At 44.3% G+C, this 16,761-nt stretch carries 22 protein-coding genes; 10 read left to right on the forward strand and 12 right to left on the reverse strand.

What is annotated here, in order from left to right:
* Positions 1–60 precede the first annotated feature (60 nt).
* On the forward strand, positions 61–1,116 hold the full coding sequence (locus B9G69_RS00755; protein WP_088616392.1) for a PAS domain S-box protein: 1,056 nt from the start codon (positions 61–63) through the stop codon (positions 1,114–1,116).
* Between the two features lie 12 nt (positions 1,117–1,128).
* Here B9G69_RS00755 and B9G69_RS00760 read toward each other — a convergent pair whose 3' ends face one another.
* Positions 1,129–1,293, reverse strand: a complete 165-nt coding sequence (locus B9G69_RS00760) for a hypothetical protein (RefSeq protein ID WP_088616393.1) — start codon at positions 1,291–1,293, stop codon at positions 1,129–1,131.
* 214 nt (positions 1,294–1,507) lie between these two features.
* On the opposite strand from B9G69_RS00760, the gene B9G69_RS00765 reads away from it, so the two are divergent.
* Complete coding sequence (locus tag B9G69_RS00765) at positions 1,508–2,245, forward strand: response regulator transcription factor (protein ID WP_088616394.1); 738 nt, start codon at positions 1,508–1,510, stop codon at positions 2,243–2,245.
* A 3-nt stretch (positions 2,246–2,248) separates the two neighbouring features.
* On the opposite strand, the gene B9G69_RS00770 is transcribed toward B9G69_RS00765, so the two are convergent.
* Positions 2,249–2,644, reverse strand: a complete 396-nt coding sequence (locus B9G69_RS00770) for a hypothetical protein (RefSeq protein ID WP_088616395.1) — start codon at positions 2,642–2,644, stop codon at positions 2,249–2,251.
* Positions 2,645–2,870: 226 nt separating this feature from the next.
* Here B9G69_RS00770 and B9G69_RS00775 point away from each other — a divergent pair, with 226 nt between their 5' ends.
* Positions 2,871–4,535: an ATP-binding protein gene (locus tag B9G69_RS00775; RefSeq protein WP_088616396.1), complete on the forward strand. Its 1,665-nt coding sequence runs from the start codon at positions 2,871–2,873 to the stop codon at positions 4,533–4,535.
* A gap of 66 nt (positions 4,536–4,601) precedes the next feature.
* The gene (gene dtd, locus B9G69_RS00780; protein ID WP_088616397.1) at positions 4,602–5,039 is read left to right on the forward strand and encodes a D-aminoacyl-tRNA deacylase; all 438 of its coding nucleotides are present in this window, start codon (positions 4,602–4,604) and stop codon (positions 5,037–5,039) included.
* Between the two features lies 1 nt (position 5,040).
* Here dtd and B9G69_RS00785 read toward each other — a convergent pair whose 3' ends face one another.
* Genes B9G69_RS00785 through B9G69_RS00795 form a run of 3 tightly spaced genes read right to left on the reverse strand, consistent with a single transcriptional unit; the run spans position 5,041 to position 7,278 of the window.
* A complete protein-coding gene (locus tag B9G69_RS00785) occupies positions 5,041–5,424 on the reverse strand; it encodes a VOC family protein (RefSeq protein WP_088616398.1) in 384 nt (127 codons plus the stop codon).
* Positions 5,425–5,443: 19 nt separating this feature from the next.
* A complete protein-coding gene (locus tag B9G69_RS00790) occupies positions 5,444–6,913 on the reverse strand; it encodes a hypothetical protein (RefSeq protein WP_088616399.1) in 1,470 nt (489 codons plus the stop codon).
* Positions 6,913–7,278 (reverse strand): hypothetical protein, encoded by a 366-nt coding sequence (locus B9G69_RS00795; RefSeq protein ID WP_141096955.1) that lies wholly within the window; start codon positions 7,276–7,278, stop codon positions 6,913–6,915. Before B9G69_RS00795 ends, B9G69_RS00790 begins: the two co-directional genes overlap by 1 nt.
* A 184-nt stretch (positions 7,279–7,462) precedes the next feature.
* Here B9G69_RS00795 and B9G69_RS00800 point away from each other — a divergent pair, with 184 nt between their 5' ends.
* The 4 genes from B9G69_RS00800 (at position 7,463) to B9G69_RS00815 (ending at position 10,087) form a co-directional block, all read left to right on the forward strand.
* Positions 7,463–7,822, forward strand: a complete 360-nt coding sequence (locus tag B9G69_RS00800) for a hypothetical protein (RefSeq protein WP_088616401.1) — start codon at positions 7,463–7,465, stop codon at positions 7,820–7,822.
* A 47-nt stretch (positions 7,823–7,869) separates the two neighbouring features.
* Entirely contained in the window at positions 7,870–8,004 is a 135-nt protein-coding gene (locus B9G69_RS00805) for a hypothetical protein (protein ID WP_254916971.1), read from the forward strand.
* A 74-nt stretch (positions 8,005–8,078) separates the two neighbouring features.
* Positions 8,079–9,215, forward strand: a complete 1,137-nt coding sequence (locus B9G69_RS00810) for a patatin-like phospholipase family protein (protein ID WP_088616402.1) — start codon at positions 8,079–8,081, stop codon at positions 9,213–9,215.
* A 5-nt stretch (positions 9,216–9,220) separates the two neighbouring features.
* Positions 9,221–10,087, forward strand: a complete 867-nt coding sequence (locus B9G69_RS00815; RefSeq protein ID WP_265437901.1) for an AraC family transcriptional regulator — start codon at positions 9,221–9,223, stop codon at positions 10,085–10,087.
* A gap of 4 nt (positions 10,088–10,091) precedes the next feature.
* Here B9G69_RS00815 and B9G69_RS00820 read toward each other — a convergent pair whose 3' ends face one another.
* Positions 10,092–10,280, reverse strand: a complete 189-nt coding sequence (locus tag B9G69_RS00820; RefSeq protein ID WP_088616404.1) for a hypothetical protein — start codon at positions 10,278–10,280, stop codon at positions 10,092–10,094.
* A gap of 160 nt (positions 10,281–10,440) precedes the next feature.
* Here B9G69_RS00820 and B9G69_RS00825 point away from each other — a divergent pair, with 160 nt between their 5' ends.
* On the forward strand, positions 10,441–11,637 hold the full coding sequence (locus B9G69_RS00825; RefSeq protein WP_088616405.1) for an exo-beta-N-acetylmuramidase NamZ domain-containing protein: 1,197 nt from the start codon (positions 10,441–10,443) through the stop codon (positions 11,635–11,637).
* Positions 11,638–12,358: 721 nt separating this feature from the next.
* Here B9G69_RS00825 and B9G69_RS00830 read toward each other — a convergent pair.
* A complete protein-coding gene (locus B9G69_RS00830; protein WP_088616406.1) occupies positions 12,359–12,568 on the reverse strand; it encodes a hypothetical protein in 210 nt (69 codons plus the stop codon).
* Between the two features lie 117 nt (positions 12,569–12,685).
* The gene (locus B9G69_RS00835; protein WP_088616407.1) at positions 12,686–13,687 is read right to left on the reverse strand and encodes an LLM class flavin-dependent oxidoreductase; all 1,002 of its coding nucleotides are present in this window, start codon (positions 13,685–13,687) and stop codon (positions 12,686–12,688) included.
* 85 nt (positions 13,688–13,772) lie between these two features.
* On the opposite strand from B9G69_RS00835, the gene B9G69_RS00840 reads away from it, so the two are divergent.
* A complete protein-coding gene (locus B9G69_RS00840; RefSeq protein WP_088616408.1) occupies positions 13,773–14,144 on the forward strand; it encodes a hypothetical protein in 372 nt (123 codons plus the stop codon).
* Here B9G69_RS00840 and B9G69_RS00845 read toward each other — a convergent pair.
* The 4 genes from B9G69_RS00845 to B9G69_RS00860 form a co-directional block, all read right to left on the reverse strand.
* The gene (locus B9G69_RS00845; protein ID WP_088616409.1) at positions 14,097–14,843 is read right to left on the reverse strand and encodes a rhomboid family intramembrane serine protease; all 747 of its coding nucleotides are present in this window, start codon (positions 14,841–14,843) and stop codon (positions 14,097–14,099) included. The genes B9G69_RS00840 and B9G69_RS00845 overlap by 48 nt on opposite strands.
* Positions 14,844–14,953: 110 nt before the next feature.
* Positions 14,954–15,364: a hypothetical protein gene (locus tag B9G69_RS00850; RefSeq protein ID WP_088616410.1), complete on the reverse strand. Its 411-nt coding sequence runs from the start codon at positions 15,362–15,364 to the stop codon at positions 14,954–14,956.
* A gap of 15 nt (positions 15,365–15,379) precedes the next feature.
* Complete coding sequence (locus B9G69_RS00855; protein ID WP_088616411.1) at positions 15,380–15,880, reverse strand: hypothetical protein; 501 nt, start codon at positions 15,878–15,880, stop codon at positions 15,380–15,382.
* 214 nt (positions 15,881–16,094) lie between these two features.
* The gene (locus B9G69_RS00860) at positions 16,095–16,754 is read right to left on the reverse strand and encodes an RsmD family RNA methyltransferase (RefSeq protein WP_088616412.1); all 660 of its coding nucleotides are present in this window, start codon (positions 16,752–16,754) and stop codon (positions 16,095–16,097) included.
* Between the last annotated feature and the right edge of the window lie 7 nt (positions 16,755–16,761).

Below are 16,761 nucleotides of genomic sequence, written 5' to 3' on the forward strand. Positions count from 1 at the left end.
GTGCTGAATATGTAATCACTATTTGAAGTCACTGGTGGGATAATAAGTAGTGGGCGGTTTATGAAACAGACTGAAAGCTTCCTTGTTAACAGAGTATACGCAGAACAAGACCTCGCGGTTTATCTAAGCGATCAAGCTGGTAACATACATGTCTGGAACCGGGCGGCTGAAGCTCTCTTTGGATATTCACAAAAAGAAATTCAAAACAAATCAGAGCGAGATCTTTTCTGGGATAAAAGCGAAGACATCAGCGACGGTGGCATTCGCTACTCTTGGAGAGTTACAAAAAATGCTGACCTAAAATTCGTCAAAGAATCTGTCATAGAAATTTCCGATCCATCTGGCCCTGGCGATCAGTTTATGAAGATCATCGAGGATAATAGTGATGGCCTGACCATATGGGAACAATGTGAGTTATGGATATCCCATTATGCACATTCACCAGAAGGTATGTACGTCGTAAATGCTAAAACCAATAAATTTCAATTTATCAACAAAGCCTTTGCATCGATGATGGATGAAAAGCCGGAAAATATTTTAGGTTCATCGGGGAACAACTTTAACGAACTAGGGCATCATTTAGGATATTTTCCAAAGGGAAATTCTCAAGCAAAAATAGCTGCCGAAGTGGACGTAAACTGTTTGCATGATGGTGCGAAAAAGCCAAAATACTTTGTAGGTCGCTTAGATCGCCTTCCAAATAAAAGAACGCCATTAAGTGAAGTTGAAATTCCACTGCTGACAGCATCAGAAACACCTGAAGAAATCTGTCGCACTTGGTTTAAGAAATACTCGGCTATGCATATTGGTGCGATCATCGTGGATGCCAAAAAAAATATCCTTTGTATTAACTCTTATTTAGCAAACTTGTTAGGTTATGAGTCTGAGGATCTGGAAAATAGATCGTCCGAAGAAATAACAAATGAATCCGACTCTTCCCAGTTAGCGAGTTCCGAAGCTGCGTGGAAAAACTGCACATTTACTTTCAAAACAAAAGATGGAAATGACTCGAAGTTTTCAGCCATTTCCATCTATGTTCGCAATATCAAAAAGGATATAGCTTATACCGTGTCGCTTTGCCGTCCTATCGATTCCATGACAGATCATCAAAGCTGATAGGTTGCTTAACTATCTTTCGCGAGAAGATCCGGAAGAGTTTGAACCTTGGCGTTGTCCTTGGTTTTTATTTTCTTGCCAGTTTTGATTTGATTTTTGAGATTGACCAGATTGGTTTTGATTCTGGTTTTGACCTTGATTTGAGCTTTGATTTTGGTTCTGATTTTGATTCGCCATATTGGCCTCCTTGTTAATGGTTACTTTAACGGTAGTCCCCAATATTCAATGAAAACAGTAAAATTTAGATGATTCTAAACAGATGCCTCCCCGTCAAACAACAAAGCTTAACTGGGACCTGCTATTCTACCAAGGTTGATGTAGATAAATTTTTAGTAAGCAAGTATCAAATCAATTATATATTCCCAGGACACAAGTTTGCTATCATCGTCTGATGAAATTTTTAATCATTGAAGACGACAAAGACATACAAAGCCTGATTCAACACGCACTTAAAGATCTAACGAACGACTTAGATTTTTCTACAAATTCACAAGACGCTATCAATAGACTAGCCAGCGAAGATTATCAGTTGATTGTTCTCGACCTCCATTTGGAAAATTCTGATGGAAGAGACGTACTTCGATACTTGAGTATGAAAAATCAAAATCTCCCTGTTGTTATTCTAAGCGCCAGCAACGGCATTGATGATCGTATTGAGGGATTGGGGCTGGGCGCAGATGACTACATCACGAAGCCGTTCTCGGGTATTGAACTTCAACTTCGTGCAAATGGCCTGCTTCGTAGGACTTTGCGCTACAAAGAAGTTGTCGAAGTAGGTCATATAAAACTCAATCGCCTAAAACGAGAGGTTTATTGTGACGGACACAAAACAGACTTCCAAACTCGTGAATTCAAGGTCCTAGAATTCTTAATGAGCAATCCTGACAAACTTATTTCTAAAGAGCTTTTAATTTCAGAAGTGTGGGGACTAGGATTTTCACCACAAACGAACGTGGTTGACGTGATGATTTGCCGGGTTCGTTCCAAGATTGAAAGACAGGGATTTCCAAGGCAATTAGAGACTATCCGAGGCGGAGGCTATATTTTTCACAGCTTTGTTCAAAAAAAACCTCTCCCATCGGAGCTAACCAAGAAACCAAGTTATGCAAACTTGGCCTCTTGGCCCTAAAGCTTAGTGCCCGCGCATGATGGTTGCACGCCCCAGAACTTTTTCAGGCGTCACACCATCGTGTGCAATCGATAAGATATAATTTACGGCCGTTTCACCGAGTGTCACGCCACCAGCCTGGCTTTCCATAATCAAAGTACATTCGTAAACGCCGTCATAAGAGATTTTATGACAAGTCATTGTGATTTTATTCACGTACTGCCCGACTGAATTCTTTTTCAATCCACTCGCTAAAATGTCTTTCAAATTTTCACCGGTATGCACGTCACCATCAACAGGGATATTTGCAGCGTCAGATATCAAAAGATCCAGACAAATTTGATCGATCTGTTGTGATGTGACGGATGCAAATGCGGAAAAACTCAAAATACAACTTAAAACGAACACTAGAATTTTCATATTCACCCCTGTTACATCTCTCCGTTTATCATAGGGAATAGACCCATTTCCAACGTCTTCGTTTGGTATGCAGAAATTACTGAACTGATAACTTGTTAGACAATGATCCACTCGGATTGTCAGATAACGATGATGGTGAGAGAATGTATTGTGGCAGTTATCCCTTTCTAAGAAGAGGATTCAAACATTTGTTTAGTAATATATGTTTGTTTAATCTGGAGGAGTTATGGCAGCCGTCGTTAGCACGAATAAGAAAATCGAGCGCCTGGTAAGTGTCATTCAATCACTCTCCGCCGCCCGCAATCTTGACACTATAATGACCCTTGTGCGGTCAGCAGCTAGAGAAATGGCCCAATCAGACGGCGCCACATTTGTCCTTAAAGATAATGGTTTCTGCTTTTACGCAGACGAAGATGCAATCAGTCCCTTGTGGAAAGGCCAACGTTTTCCCCTCACTTCTTGTATAAGCGGCTGGGCGATGTTGAATCAAAAAGCTGTCATTATTGAAGACATCTATAAAGATTCAAGAATTCCGATCGAAGCCTACCGCCCAACCTTTGTGAAAAGCTTAGCGATGATTCCGATTCGTCGCGATGATCCCATTGGCGCAATAGGAATTTATTGGGGCCAGCAACACCGATGTACCCCTCAAGAGTTAGAGATGATTCAAGCCTTGGCTGACACTGTGTCCGTCGCTATGGAAAATGTAAATCTTTATAACTCTTTAAACGCCAAAGTTAGCGAACTTGAAAAAGTAAACGAAGCTAAAGACCTCTTCCTCATGACAGTTTCCCATGAACTGCGTACTCCGCTTAATTCAATTTTGGGTTGGACCGAAATTTTGAAGGATAGTGGATCTGCGGAAGACATCGAAAAGGGATTAGATATCATCGATAGAAATGCAAAATCCCAAGCGCGCATCGTCGAGGATCTTTTAGATTCTTCGCGCATCATGGCAGGCCGGCTACGTATTGAAAAAGAAAATATCAACTTAGTTGAAGTGGCTAAAAATGCTGTGGCAACTGTTCAAGCTGATGCAATGAAAAAAAATATTGAGATTCATTTAGCAGCTAAAATTGACAATGCCCAAGTATTGGGAGACCCGCTCCGCCTTACCCAAGTGTTCAATAATCTTTTGACCAATGCGATCAAGTTCTCTGAACCAAAAAGTGAAATTGTCGTTTCCATCGAAACCAGGGGCCCTGGCGTTGCCGTTCGTATCAAAGACACAGGTGTTGGCATCAGCACTGAGGGACAACAACGTCTGTTCACGCGATTCTTTCAAGCAGATAGCACAACGACACGCAAACATGGCGGTCTAGGATTAGGGCTCTCAATCAGTAAATATCTTATTGACCAGCATAATGGTCAAATCAACATCTATAGCGAAGGTGAAGGTAAAGGTTCAACAGCTGAATTTGTTATTCCATTAGTAGAGGAGAAAAGTATGGAACGTAATGACGCCCTTAATGAATATACAACTCCACAAAAACCTTTAAATGGAGTTCATGTCCTTGCAGTAGATGATGACCCTGATTGCTTGGGACTGGTCGAAACTGTTTTACGTAAATCCGGAGCTCACGTGGAAAAAGCGAACTCGGTTCATGAGGCCCTTCGCCTATCCTCCTTATTCCACTTCGATGCCTTAGTCAGCGATTTAAGTATGCCAGAGGAAGACGGATTTTCTCTTGTACGTAAGGTCCGCGCCGGACTTACTGCAATGGAAAAAGAAATTCCCGCCGTTGCAGTCACTGCATTCAATGATAAAGACAATCATGATAAAGCGATCTCTGCAGGATTCGATGATTTCTTTGGTAAACCATTTTCCTCGCACCAGCTGATCCATAGATTGGAAGTAGGAGCTCACAAACCTCAAGAACTCAAACACTAACTGATCGGTTTTGACATCGGCTTTTGTTTTGATTAACAATCTTGGTTATGCAAGAAGGTGGTTAAAATGAAAGCCGTCATCCAACGAGTCCAGTCGGCCTCCGTCACTGTCGACGGTAAGAAAATCTCTTCCATTGGCCCTGGATTTCTGACTTTGCTTGGTGTTGCTAAAGGTGACACAGAGACTCAGCTACAAAAGTTAATAACCAAAATTATCGGCCTGCGTGTCTTTCCCGATGCCGAGGGAAAAATGAATTTATCCCTGAAGGACATCGGTGGAGAGCATCTCTTGGTGTCTCAATTCACGCTCCTGGGCGATACCTCCAAAGGAAATCGGCCCAGCTTTATCTCAGCAGAGTCGCCCTCTTTGGCGGAGCCTCTATACCAAAAAGCATTAGAGTTAAGCCAATCTCTAGGAGTGCCCACGCAAGGCGGAATCTTTGGAGCCGACATGAAGATTGAACTTCTGAATGACGGCCCCGTTACTCTGATATTAGAGGTTTAAGCTATTCACCGTGATAGACGGCTTCGATATTGTGCCCATCCGGATCTAAAACAAAAGCCCCGTAGTATTTATCGTGATAGTGAGGGCGAGGTCCGGGCTTTCCATTGTCTTTGCCTCCGGCTGCCAATGCAGCTGCGTAAAATTCATCGACTTGCTGTTTGGTTTTCGCGCGAAATGCAACATGCACATGGGGTTTTTGGGGAATGCCGCTATTGATCCAAAAATCTGCTTTAGGTGGCTCACCAAAACCAGCAACATCGGCGCTTTTTGTAACGGCTGCAGAAAGCTCCATCAACATTTTATATCCAAGTGGCGCCAAAGCCTTTGCGTAGAATTCTTTACTTTTTGCAAAATCACTAACGGCAACACCTGTATGATCAATCATGACATCCTCCAATATTTTTTTATTCGCAAGAAATACCTGTTTCGCCACCCTGACATTTTAAAGCTTTCTTTATTTCAGGCTTGGCATAATAAATTCGATTCACTCTACGTGCAGGATCTGGATGCGGAAGTGCAGAAGACTCCACATGACCATGCCCAAAATCCGAAAACTTTTGTAGAGACTTACAATTTGGTGCAGCGGCTGTGGCCTTGGCATACGCTTGGGATGCAATATCAGGACAAGCGGTGCTATACAAGATACCGGCTGAAGCGAAAGCAAAATCGTTCGCCTTATTCGCAGGTAAGGCAGATACTTTATCAGCCAAAACTTGTGAGGATATCCAGTCGGCAAAGGACTCATCAATTAAAATGCTTTGGGAAATCTCCTTACAGCCCTTAAAATCTTCATAGTGCGCATTCAAAGAATCAATTTGATCATCAAGTCTGGCAGAGGTCGCATCCAGGCTTCTTCCGGCTGCGCCACCATCTTCCTCATCCCCATTCTGATTTTCACCCAATCCACTGGAGGCATTTTTACTTAGATAGTCCTGTTGTCGATTAATTTCACTGATCAACTTTTGCTTCGTTGGAATTTGAACATTGATTGATGAAGGTGTTTGCAAACAAGAAATGACGCCGGCAAATGGATTGTCCTTTGCCTTGATTCCTTTAAAGGCTACCGGTCCTGACTTAACGTTCGCCATGACATCCATCCAATCGGGATACATTGCGCCGTCTTTAGCAAAATCCAAAGCACTTGAACATGGATCAATAGAATGCCCCAGCTCGTGCGCTAACGTACCCATAAGACTTGCCTCGGGCATATTCAAAACCTGAGGGCAAACGACAACCTCGTGTTTTTCTAAGTTGTACGCCGCATTTGGCAGCTCACAACCATTTTCTGCCATTTCTTGAGCGCTGCCTGGAGAGGCGGCTTTGAATTTCACAGATTTCACTCGTTCAATCATATTATCGAGCTGCGAATCGTTGCTTCCATTTTTACGCTTTTGCAAAATTCCGACGAGACGAGCACGAGTGTCTTCCACAATTTTATTCAATCGAACTTTGGCATCCTCCAAACGACCTTTATTGGCGTTGAGGTTTTCAAGGCCTCCGGCGGCTTTCGCGTCTATGAACATCTTGGGATAGACGAAGGGATCATCAATTAAGGGTTTTGATTTCTGCACGCAGAGCTCAATTTCTTCAGATAGAAAAAGATAGGCGTAATTAGGAATCTGATGGCCTTCAGAATCTTGGTACAAGTAGGCACTTTGCCCACGGGACGCAAGCTTTCCGCAGTAACCTTCAAAAGTGCAGGCATCCGGAATTGGCATCGTACAACTTGAGCTGTCACTTGCTGACTGCTTAAGAGCTGCACGAATGCGTTCGACCTTCGCAAGTATCTCGTCACTTTCATTTTTAGATAAGGCTTCTGCTTGAGCATAATTAAGCAAAGAAATAAAAACGAGCAGTGTCAGAATCGATTTCATTACTTCACCTGAACTGCAAAGTTTCTGACTGTTTCAGTATTTCCAATCATTTGGCCGTACTGCGGACCTTCGCTGCAGCCGCTGCTTTTGGAAGTTTTTCCAGCATTTTTAATCGTAAAGACGAAAGTTCCTGACCAGCAACGCGATGCGGGCTTTCTTTCTGGTGCCACTTTAAGGGAATTCCATGCTGCCTTAACTTTTGGTGGAAGTTTCGTTCCAAGATCCTTTCCCTCAAAAATGTAATGCCCCTTTGACTCCTCGAAGGTTGTGACCTTGCTGAGGCCCATTTTATTAGAACGAGTAAAGGTGTAGTGTGCGCCCCAGGACAGCGACGAACAGAATGTAAGTACCAGAAATAGCTTCATTTCTTCATTCTAGGCTAAGCTGTGATCGCCTCCAAGACATGCCTTTTGGTCCCAGCCCTTGGTCATTCCAGAACGACCCACTCCTGATTGCTATTGGCCCTTTAATATCTGCGTTAACGCATTCCTGACTTTCAATTTGCAAGGCCCTGGTTTACAAAGCAGGCATTCAAAACAGGAGATACCTATGAAACTTTTCGCAGTGATCGCACTTATCGTGACCGGTTCTTTGAACGCATTTGCTGATGTAAACCCTCAAAACATCGTATGCGAAGGCACGCTGGATTCTGGAACATATGTAGAGTTCATAGCACAACAGACTGCTATCCCAACATACATGAAGGCGGAATTGGCGTTCGATTACCGCGAATGGACAGCTGAGTTGGCCTGCACTCGTTCTGCAGACCTTAAAAACCTAAGCTGCATCGAGAAAATTCCGGGCGGCGACAAATTAAAAGTTATGGTGACAGCGGGCAAAGCAATCGTCGCTAAAGAAACTGCGAATGCTCAAGTTGATCGCGGTCTTGGCGTTCTGAACTGCAAATAAAAATCTGCGCCGGCGTTCCTCGCCGGAGTTATACCTTGGAGCACAGCATGGAATTGGATCCAAAAACAGAACCCCAATCAAAGCAAGTGTACGTTCTGCTTGGATCCATTGCCGCGATCTTCATCGGATTTGGCGTTATCGCCATCCTTCTTTACCTTTACTTCGTGATGCCAGGACAATAGTCCAGTCGGATCAACTCTGTTCTTAAAATGCCGATAAATATTAAGCATTTTGTTAAAGAGCGGGAGTCAACCACATGGCTAAAAAATCGGGAATGGTCCTATCAGGCGGAGGCGCACGTGGCGCCTATCAAGCGGGAGTCTTAGTTGCCGCTTACGAGATCGCCCAAGCATCTGGTATTCCACTTAAATTCGATTTCTTAGCAGGTGTTAGTGCTGGTGCGATCAATGCAAGCTCTTTAGCAAGCAATGCCAACGATTATAAATACGCGACAGAATCACTAGCACGCCTGTGGAGTGAAGTTCACTTCGATCAAGTTTTTTCAACGGATTCCCTGACCATGGGAAAGATCGGTATTCAATGGCTGAAAGAGCTTTCCTTAGGGGGCCTTGCAGGTACAACTCCGGGTCGTGGTTTACTGGATACCACTCCCCTTCGCGGCCTTATCAGTCGCAATATGGATTATGAGCGCGTTCAGAAGAACATCGATCAGGGTCATCTTGATGGCCTTTGCATCACATCTATCGAATACGCAAAATCTGCAACGACAACATTTGTCCAAAGTAGAGGGACTTTGGCAACTTGGGACAAAGGCAGAAAGCGCAGCGAGTACAGTGCCATCACTACCGATCACATCATGGCATCTTCTGCGATCCCATTATTATTTCCTCCTATCAAAGTGAAGGAAAGATTCTTTGGAGACGGCGCCGTCCGCAATCACGCTCCGTGCAGCCCCTTGATTTATCTGGGTGCTGAAAAGCTAATGGTGATTGGCGTGCGTTTACAAAAATCCACAGCCTATGATTTACACGCCGCCAACAGCAATGAAGCCCCTAGTATCGCACGTGTTGTAAATACGATTTTAAACAGTGTATTGATGGATGCCGTTGAACAAGACGTCGAAAAACTTCGACGTCTGAATGAATACGCGTCTGCAATCACTCCTGAACAACAAATCAAAGTTGGCATGCGTCCCCTGGATGTTTTATTCATTTCTCCTTCTGAAGACATCGGTGAAATGGCTGTCCAAAAAGCAGCAAAACTTCCACGCATCATCCGCTATTTGATGAAAGGTCTTGGCAGCATGCAAGATGCCAGCGAGATCATCAGCTATTTAATGTTTGATCCTACATTCTGTTCGGATCTTATAGAAATTGGTCGCAAAGATGGCTATGCTCATAAGGAAGAATTAATTAAATTCCTTTTGAAATAGGTTTCATGAGCGCAAAGTCCGAATTGAAAAGACGTCATCCCCTGGAATCTCTGGGCGTAAAAATGGTACGCCGTGGGGACATCCGTATTGAGCGTTTACAGGATCGCCTGAATCCCAAAGTTCCCTTTCCTCACAAACATGATTTTTATCAAATCGTGATCCTCCACTCCGCAATGGGATGGCACGAAATTGATTTTAAAAAGTATCCCGTAAAAGGTTCGCAGGTTTTTCTGATCAAACCTGGTCAAATGCACGAGTGGAAACTTCCCGTTCGCAGTAAGGGCTTCGTCATTGAATACACCGAAGAATCTTTCAGCAAAGATTTTCTGGGAAAATTAAAGTTGGCTCAGCACAGCCGCCAAGTTCCCGATCACTTCAGAATTCCGCGCGGGAATAATGTTTTTTCGGACCGTTTCTTAACAATGATGGAACAAGAATTTCTGAATCCGGGTGATAACTTTGAATTGTGTCTGCAAAACTATCTCTGCTTGGTTTTGCTGGAAGCCCTTCGCCTTAGTAAAGCTGCTGATCGTCAGCTTGCAGAAAACGATGACGTGATCACTCGTTTTACTGACATGGTCGAAGAACACTTTCAAGAACACCATCAAGTCGAATTTTATGCCGGAGAACTAGGTTTAACGGCAAAAGCCTTGTCGGCGAAAATTCAAAAAAACCTGCGACTCTCTGCTAAAGAATACATATTAAACCGCTGCCTGCTAGAAGCGAAAAGGTTGTTGTCTTATTCAGATTTAAGTATTTCAGAAATTGGGTACAGCCTGGGTTTCGATGATCCGAATTATTTCAGTCGCTTTTTGAAAAAGAATATGAAAATGAGTGCTGGAAAGTTTAGGAAAACTCCCCTTAAAGATTGATGACCTAAAACTTGTCCATCATGTGCTCTGGCGCCTCTTTTCCTTCAACATGGCTTTGTTCAGCATCAAGTGCGACCTTACCAGTGATTCCCACCCACTCCGGGTAAAAGAACGCAAGAACCGCATAAGCCATAAAGCTTATGATCGAGATCACGATTGCGCCACCGATAACAAACAGAGTGCCATTGTCCATAAAAGGCTCCTTCAGGTAATTATTATGCCTCATATCGGCAGTTCTGGCCATGGAGGAATTCCTTATGGACTAGCACAAATTTCCCCAGGCCCCTCTAAAAAAGCCTAGCTAGCCCTGCCGGAATCAGCATACAATTTTGCTTTAACAAGGAAGTTAACGAATGAAACTCGGTATTGAAGTTTTGCTTTCCGATGCAAAAATGTTGAAATCTTTAAAAGGAAAGCGTGTTGGTCTGGTTTGCCATCCTGCCAGCGTCAATGAGAACCTTGAGCACAGCCTGGATTTGCTTTCAAAAAAGATCAAACTTTCTTGCGCCTTCGGACCTCAGCATGGAGTGCGAGGTGATAAGCAAGACAACATGATCGAAAGCCCTGACTTTGTTGATCCAGTTCATAAAATTCCTATCTTTAGCCTTTACGGAGAAGTACGCAGACCAACTGCAGAAATGATGAGCCATTTCGATGTCCTGCTTTTCGACCTTCAAGATTTGGGTTGCCGTATTTACACCTTCATCACGACATTGCTGTATGTGATGGAAGAATGCGCAAAACTTGGTAAAACGATCATTATCTTGGACAGACCTAATCCAGCAGGACGCCCGGTTGAAGGTTTCAGAATGCTTCCAGGTTGGGAGTCTTTCGTGGGAGCTGCACCAATCCCTATGCGCCACGGTCTGACTGTGGGTGAGCTTGCTTTATACTTTGCCGATTTTTATAAAATGGATCTTGAACTTCAAGTGATCAAAATGAAAGGCTATGCACCTAGCAAGGGCCCTGGTTTTGGTTGGGACATGAAGCGCCCCTGGGTGAACCCTTCTCCAAACGCGGCTTCACTAAACATGGCGCGTGCGTACCCAGGAACTGTCTTGATCGAGGGAACAACATTATCTGAAGGACGCGGCACAACGCGCGCCTTAGAGGTGATTGGCGCCTCCGACATCGATTTTTCGGAAGTCCTAACAAGAATGAAAAAGAAAGCCCCACAATGGCACAAAGGCGTGACTTTGCGTGAGTGCTACTTCGAACCTACATTCCATAAACACGTTGGAAAATTGTGTCACGGCTTCCAATTTCACACGGATGCAGGCACTTACAAACACGAAGCCTTCAAACCCTTCCGCTTGACAGCTCTGATGTTAAAAGTAATCCGCGAAATGCATCCGAAATATCCAATCTACCGCGACTTCGCTTATGAATACGTAAAAGACCGTTTAGCATTCGACGTGATCAATGGCGGACCCGCTTTGAAAAACTGGATTGAAGACACAAAAGCCACACCGAAAGATCTAGATGCAGCAATGTCGAAAGACGAAAAAGGTTGGGAAAAGGAAAGAAAAAAATTCCTTCTTTATAAATAGCTCACTAGCGAATATAGCAATCAAAAACAAAAAGCCCGGCTACAACCCGGGCTTTTTAATTATCATCCCACATTAAAAGCACGATCACTAACACCTCCATCATTCGAAGCAATCGAATACTCAATCACCTGCAAACTCCGCAACAGTTTCCGACGCAAGATACGATCCGCAACAGACGCCTCCGAAACTGAATACGCTAACTGACTCCCCATAACCACCGCTAAAATAAAGAACCGCATCCCTGGCCCCCTTCCTGCCTATAAGACCAGCGAAGCGCACCCGTCGGTTAATTCAAAATCACTTTTCTCATTAGATAAAATCGACCCCCGCCTCTCAACCCTCACCGCCCTACTAAGCAAAATAGCCGGCTAAAAATCCCTACGAAAACCATGCCCCTCGCGCAACCATTGGGTCTCCCCAATGATTAGTGCTTCTGAAAGATTCAAAAAGAATCCCCTGTCTCCCTTTTCATAATCCATTCGATGTCTGAAGGCCCGCAGGCTTGGGCACAGCGGATGGATGCCCGCACGCAGTCGACCTCCGTCGGCGCACGATGCGCGAACCGGCGAAGCCGGCGACGGTGAGCCCGGACGGCGTGTCGACGGAGCTGCGGGTAGCCAACCGATGTGACCAAGACTGCGGGACTTCAGTCTCCGCAAAAAGGCAAAAAAAAAGGGAACCCAACGGGCTCCCTTTTTTTAAGTCGAGAAGAAAGAACTAATTACTTAGTTTCTGATTTTACTTCTTCTTTTTTGATCTCTTCTTTCTTAACTTCTTTTTTACCTTTTTTGTGTTTCACTTCTTTTTTCGCTTCAACTTTTTGCTCAACAGCTGCTGGCTGTTGTTCAGGAGCAGGTGCTGCTACAGGTTCGTTAGCTTGAGCGATAAGACCAGAGAAAAGGATAGCTGTAGTGATAACTGCGAATTTCATAAAACCTCCATTTGGTTTTGTATTTGTGTACTCGCCACAGAATCCAAGATAGCAAAGAGTTCTAAAGCTCCCATTAAAATCACATTAATTAATTTTTATCTGGAACATTAGGACCGCTCAGGAGTTTTTCATTATCTGCGATATAAGCTCAAAGGAGCGCAATCGGTCTGTATGTTCGTATTGATCTGAGACAATCATCAATTCGTCGGGTTCAAGAATATTAATGAACTCTCGCAGTTTTTTGTGGACCGTTTCAGGCCCACCGATAATTGCGGTGGCCAAACGGGATTTTACTAAAGCTTCTTCTTGAACCGTCCAATAGGGTGCCATTGAATCAACAGGTGGTTCAAGATTTACGCGCTGATTGCGAATGATACCCAGAAATCTGCGCATCACCGTTGTGGAAAGTCTTTGTGCCTTTTCGTCGGTGTCAGCTGCGACAATCTGGATGCCCAACATCACTTGCGGTTTCTTTAGATATTCTGAAGCTTGGAATCCGGCACGATACAATCGAACCGCATCGTACATTTCATCCGGCGCAAAGTGCCCTGCAAAGGCATAAGGAAGTCCCATCACCGCTGCAAGCTGAGCACTGTACAAACTTGATCCTAAAATCCACACTGGCACATTCACGCCGGCGCCAGGAATCGCTCGCACGCGCATTTCTGAAGCAGATTCTTTAAAGTATCCCTGCAGTTCTTGAACTTGTTCGCCGAAATCAGGTTCACGATTTACATTGCGACGTAAAGCACGCATAGTTAAACCATCGGTGCCTGGCGCACGTCCCAATCCCAAATCAATTCTGTCGGGATATAAAGTTCCCAAGGTTCCAAACTGTTCTGCAATCACAAGTGGCGCGTGATTCGGCAGCATGATGCCTCCCGATCCGACGCGAATATTTTTTGTTCCCTGGGCGATGTAACCAATCAACACTGAAGTCGCACTGCTTGCGATGCCTTCCAAGTTATGATGTTCCGCCAACCAATACCGGTTGTATCCCCAGCCTTCTGCATGCTGAGCGAGATCTAATGAATTGCGAAAAGAGTCCGCAGGAGTTTTACCCTGTGCGATAGAGGCGAGATCAAGAATCGAGTATTTTACTTCAGAGAGAGTTTTCATAATTGTAATTCCTTATCAGCTCTTTGCGCTTTTTTCTTCACCTAATTAAGTGTAGATCGACATCTCTAAAAACGAGAGAGGTCTTATGAAAAAATTTATCACAGCACTACTAATCACATTCGGTTTCATGGGCGCAGCACACGCTTCTAATGAGTGGACCGAAGTTTTAACTACGACAGTTATGACTCAATCTCCAGACTACAAAGATTATCTGATTCACAACAGCGGTAAGTATTCTCAAATCATGGTACAAGTTCGTTCAAAAACTCACATCGAGCGCATCGACACTATTTCCCATGTTCTTTGGGGCAAAAGAGTCGATGGAATCGAAGGAGTTTACGAAGCAGACCAAACCAAAACTGCATACTTCGGTCCCGCGAAAGTTCGCTTTCTACGCATTTACGCGACATCAATTCCATTCGGAATGCCGATGCCCATTCGTGTTTGGATGAGATAGTTCCGACACAAGATCTTGTTGAGGGGAAGACACGGTGTCTTCCTCTTCGACAACATACTCGTACACCAATGCCTTAGTGAATTCCTCACGACGAATAAAGTAATAAGTAAATCCGAACAACACGCCTAAAATGAACCCGACTAAGTGCGCACCGTAACTTACTTGAGGGTCGAATGCAGACGTCGGCATGAACACACTTAATGCCACCCCGACCGAGCGCAAAGTTCTTTGCGTGTAAGAACGCTTCTTATCCAGCATGAAGTAAAGTGCGAGCCATGCTCCGCCCATCCAGTACACGATCCCCGAGGCACCTATCAGTTTCACCTCAGGGGGATAACCCATTAGAACGAAATAGTTGGTGATACCACCAAAGAACATAGCTGCGACTGGAAATACCCATGAGCCAAAATAGCCCACTAGCAAATATCCAAGAACGAAAAATAAAAGAATATTATTGAGTAAGTGACCTGTGTCACCATGAGCAAACAAGGTCGTCCAAAGACGCCATACTTGCTTGCCGTGAAAGACGGCTTCATTTGAGGCAGCCATCCATTTATCCGCATGCAGGTAGCCCTGCCAGTTCATCACAGCGCCTATCACCAGGATTAATACCGTCAGTGCCGATATAAATCCTGCTAAAGGCGATGGTTTTCGACTCAGCCACGTTTCACGAACGCGCTTCCAAATAACCTGCTCCATCGGTCCTCCGTTGGCATTAAGTCTGAGTCCATTCCACGGGAAGTCAAGACGACCAAAAACAAAAGGGCCGCCTTTCGGGCAGCCCTCATAAATTTGATTTGAAGTCTAAATTAGTGATTATAAATTTTGTGACTATTTTCTTTCGCATCAAACAGCTGCTGTATCAACGCCGCCGCTGTTGCATTGTCATTGTTCTGAAAAGCCGTTTGCATTTGAACAGCAATGCTCAACGCATAGTTAATGTGCTCTTGATAGTTTTGCACAACAGCAGGCTGTTGATCAGCTGGCCATTGTTTGATGATCTCAGGAAACTTTTGAAGATTGGCTTGCATCAACAAAGCAATTTGATTGGCATTCACGGCGTTTTGTTGGTTTTGAGAGGCATCAGCAACGGTCGCTTTGATTTGTTTCGCAAGTTTTTCCACGTTCATCATGTCTTGTCTGATGCTAGTCACTTCGGCATAGGCCACAACGGCAACTGCTGACAACGCTACGACAACGGAGACTAAAAATTTACGCATGATCAATTCCTTTAATTAGAGTTTTTTGTGAGCGTGAGTGACTTTTTGATTAACTTCGTCGTTTTTTGTTACGATCGCCGCATAGTCACGTTGGGCCTCAGGTGTTGCCAGCGTTTTTACAAGCAAATCACGATATTCGATCAAAGCGTCTTTGAAATCGCTCATGAAGTAAATGTAGTACTCGTTCAATTCAGCGCGCGCCTTCTCATCCATCAAGGAACCTTTGGTAGGCATCACAGCGTCCGTCGGTTTTGCAACAACTGCATCTGCACAAGCGATGGAAATATTCAAACCATCAATGCCTTTTTGAAGGTCTTGATCTGTAACTTTATCCCAAGGATCACCAATTTTTCTGGCTACGGTTTCGGCGTCGGCAAAGTATTTACCGAAGTTGCGCATAACACGATTGATAGTCAGTTCGGTTTCGCCGTTACGCAAAGGACAAGTAACAGCAGTTTGTGCCAAAGACATTGCTGGCAACAACAGGACGACCGCAAGAACGATACGAGAAATCATGAGCTCCCCTTTTCTAAACAGTCCGAACCTAGTAGCTGAGGGGGACTTGCTTGTCATGGCTGTGGGCAATTGGATAGCTAATTGAAAACCAATTGGCGAAAATCCCTGCAAAAATTGCCCGGTTGTCGAGTGTTAACAGGTATTTACCCATTTTTGGTAGATTCTCAACTGGGGCCCCACGATCTGATTTAACCGTGGCCTTGACCTGAGAGAGCTAAATAGAAGCCTTACGAATTTCCAGCAGGCTCGTCCCGCGGATATCGCCCAGAATTTCCAGGCTCATCGCGGCTGACAAATGCTGGCCCGCTAGATGAAAGGCACTCCAACCGTGTTGACGCTGTTCACGAAGCAAAACATAAGCTCTGCCACCAGGTCTTAAGGAGTTCTCAATCCCACGCATCAGGTTCGCAAAATCCGAATCCAAAAAGAAACGGCAGCGGTTTTTAAATTCCGAGGGCGACAAGGTTCCTTGATCTTTATGAAAGTAAGGTGGGTTGCACAAAATTAAATCGTACTGGTTTTTATAATGTGCTGATTGCAAGACATCATAATTTTCAGGAATGAATTTTATGACTGTTTTAGGATCCGTGACGTGAGCCACATTTTTGTCAAAGTGCTCTTGATAAATGTCAGCTTGGACTTCCAAAAAATCAAAAGATCTGGGAACAACTCCACGCTCTTTTTGATTATGAAATAAAAAATCCAATCCAATGATTCCGCAACCAGAACACAAGTCCAGACAAGCGGCGGGAGTCAACCCCTCGTCACGATACATCTCAAACACTTCGCGCGCCAGGAATACAGAATCATGAGAGAAATGGTAATCCTGGGGCTGCGAATATTCGAACGTAGGGTGCTCATTGATAGATGACATCCCTTAA

This window comes from Bdellovibrio sp. SKB1291214, from assembly GCF_002209355.2.
Lineage (GTDB): Bacteria > Bdellovibrionota > Bdellovibrionia > Bdellovibrionales > Bdellovibrionaceae > Bdellovibrio.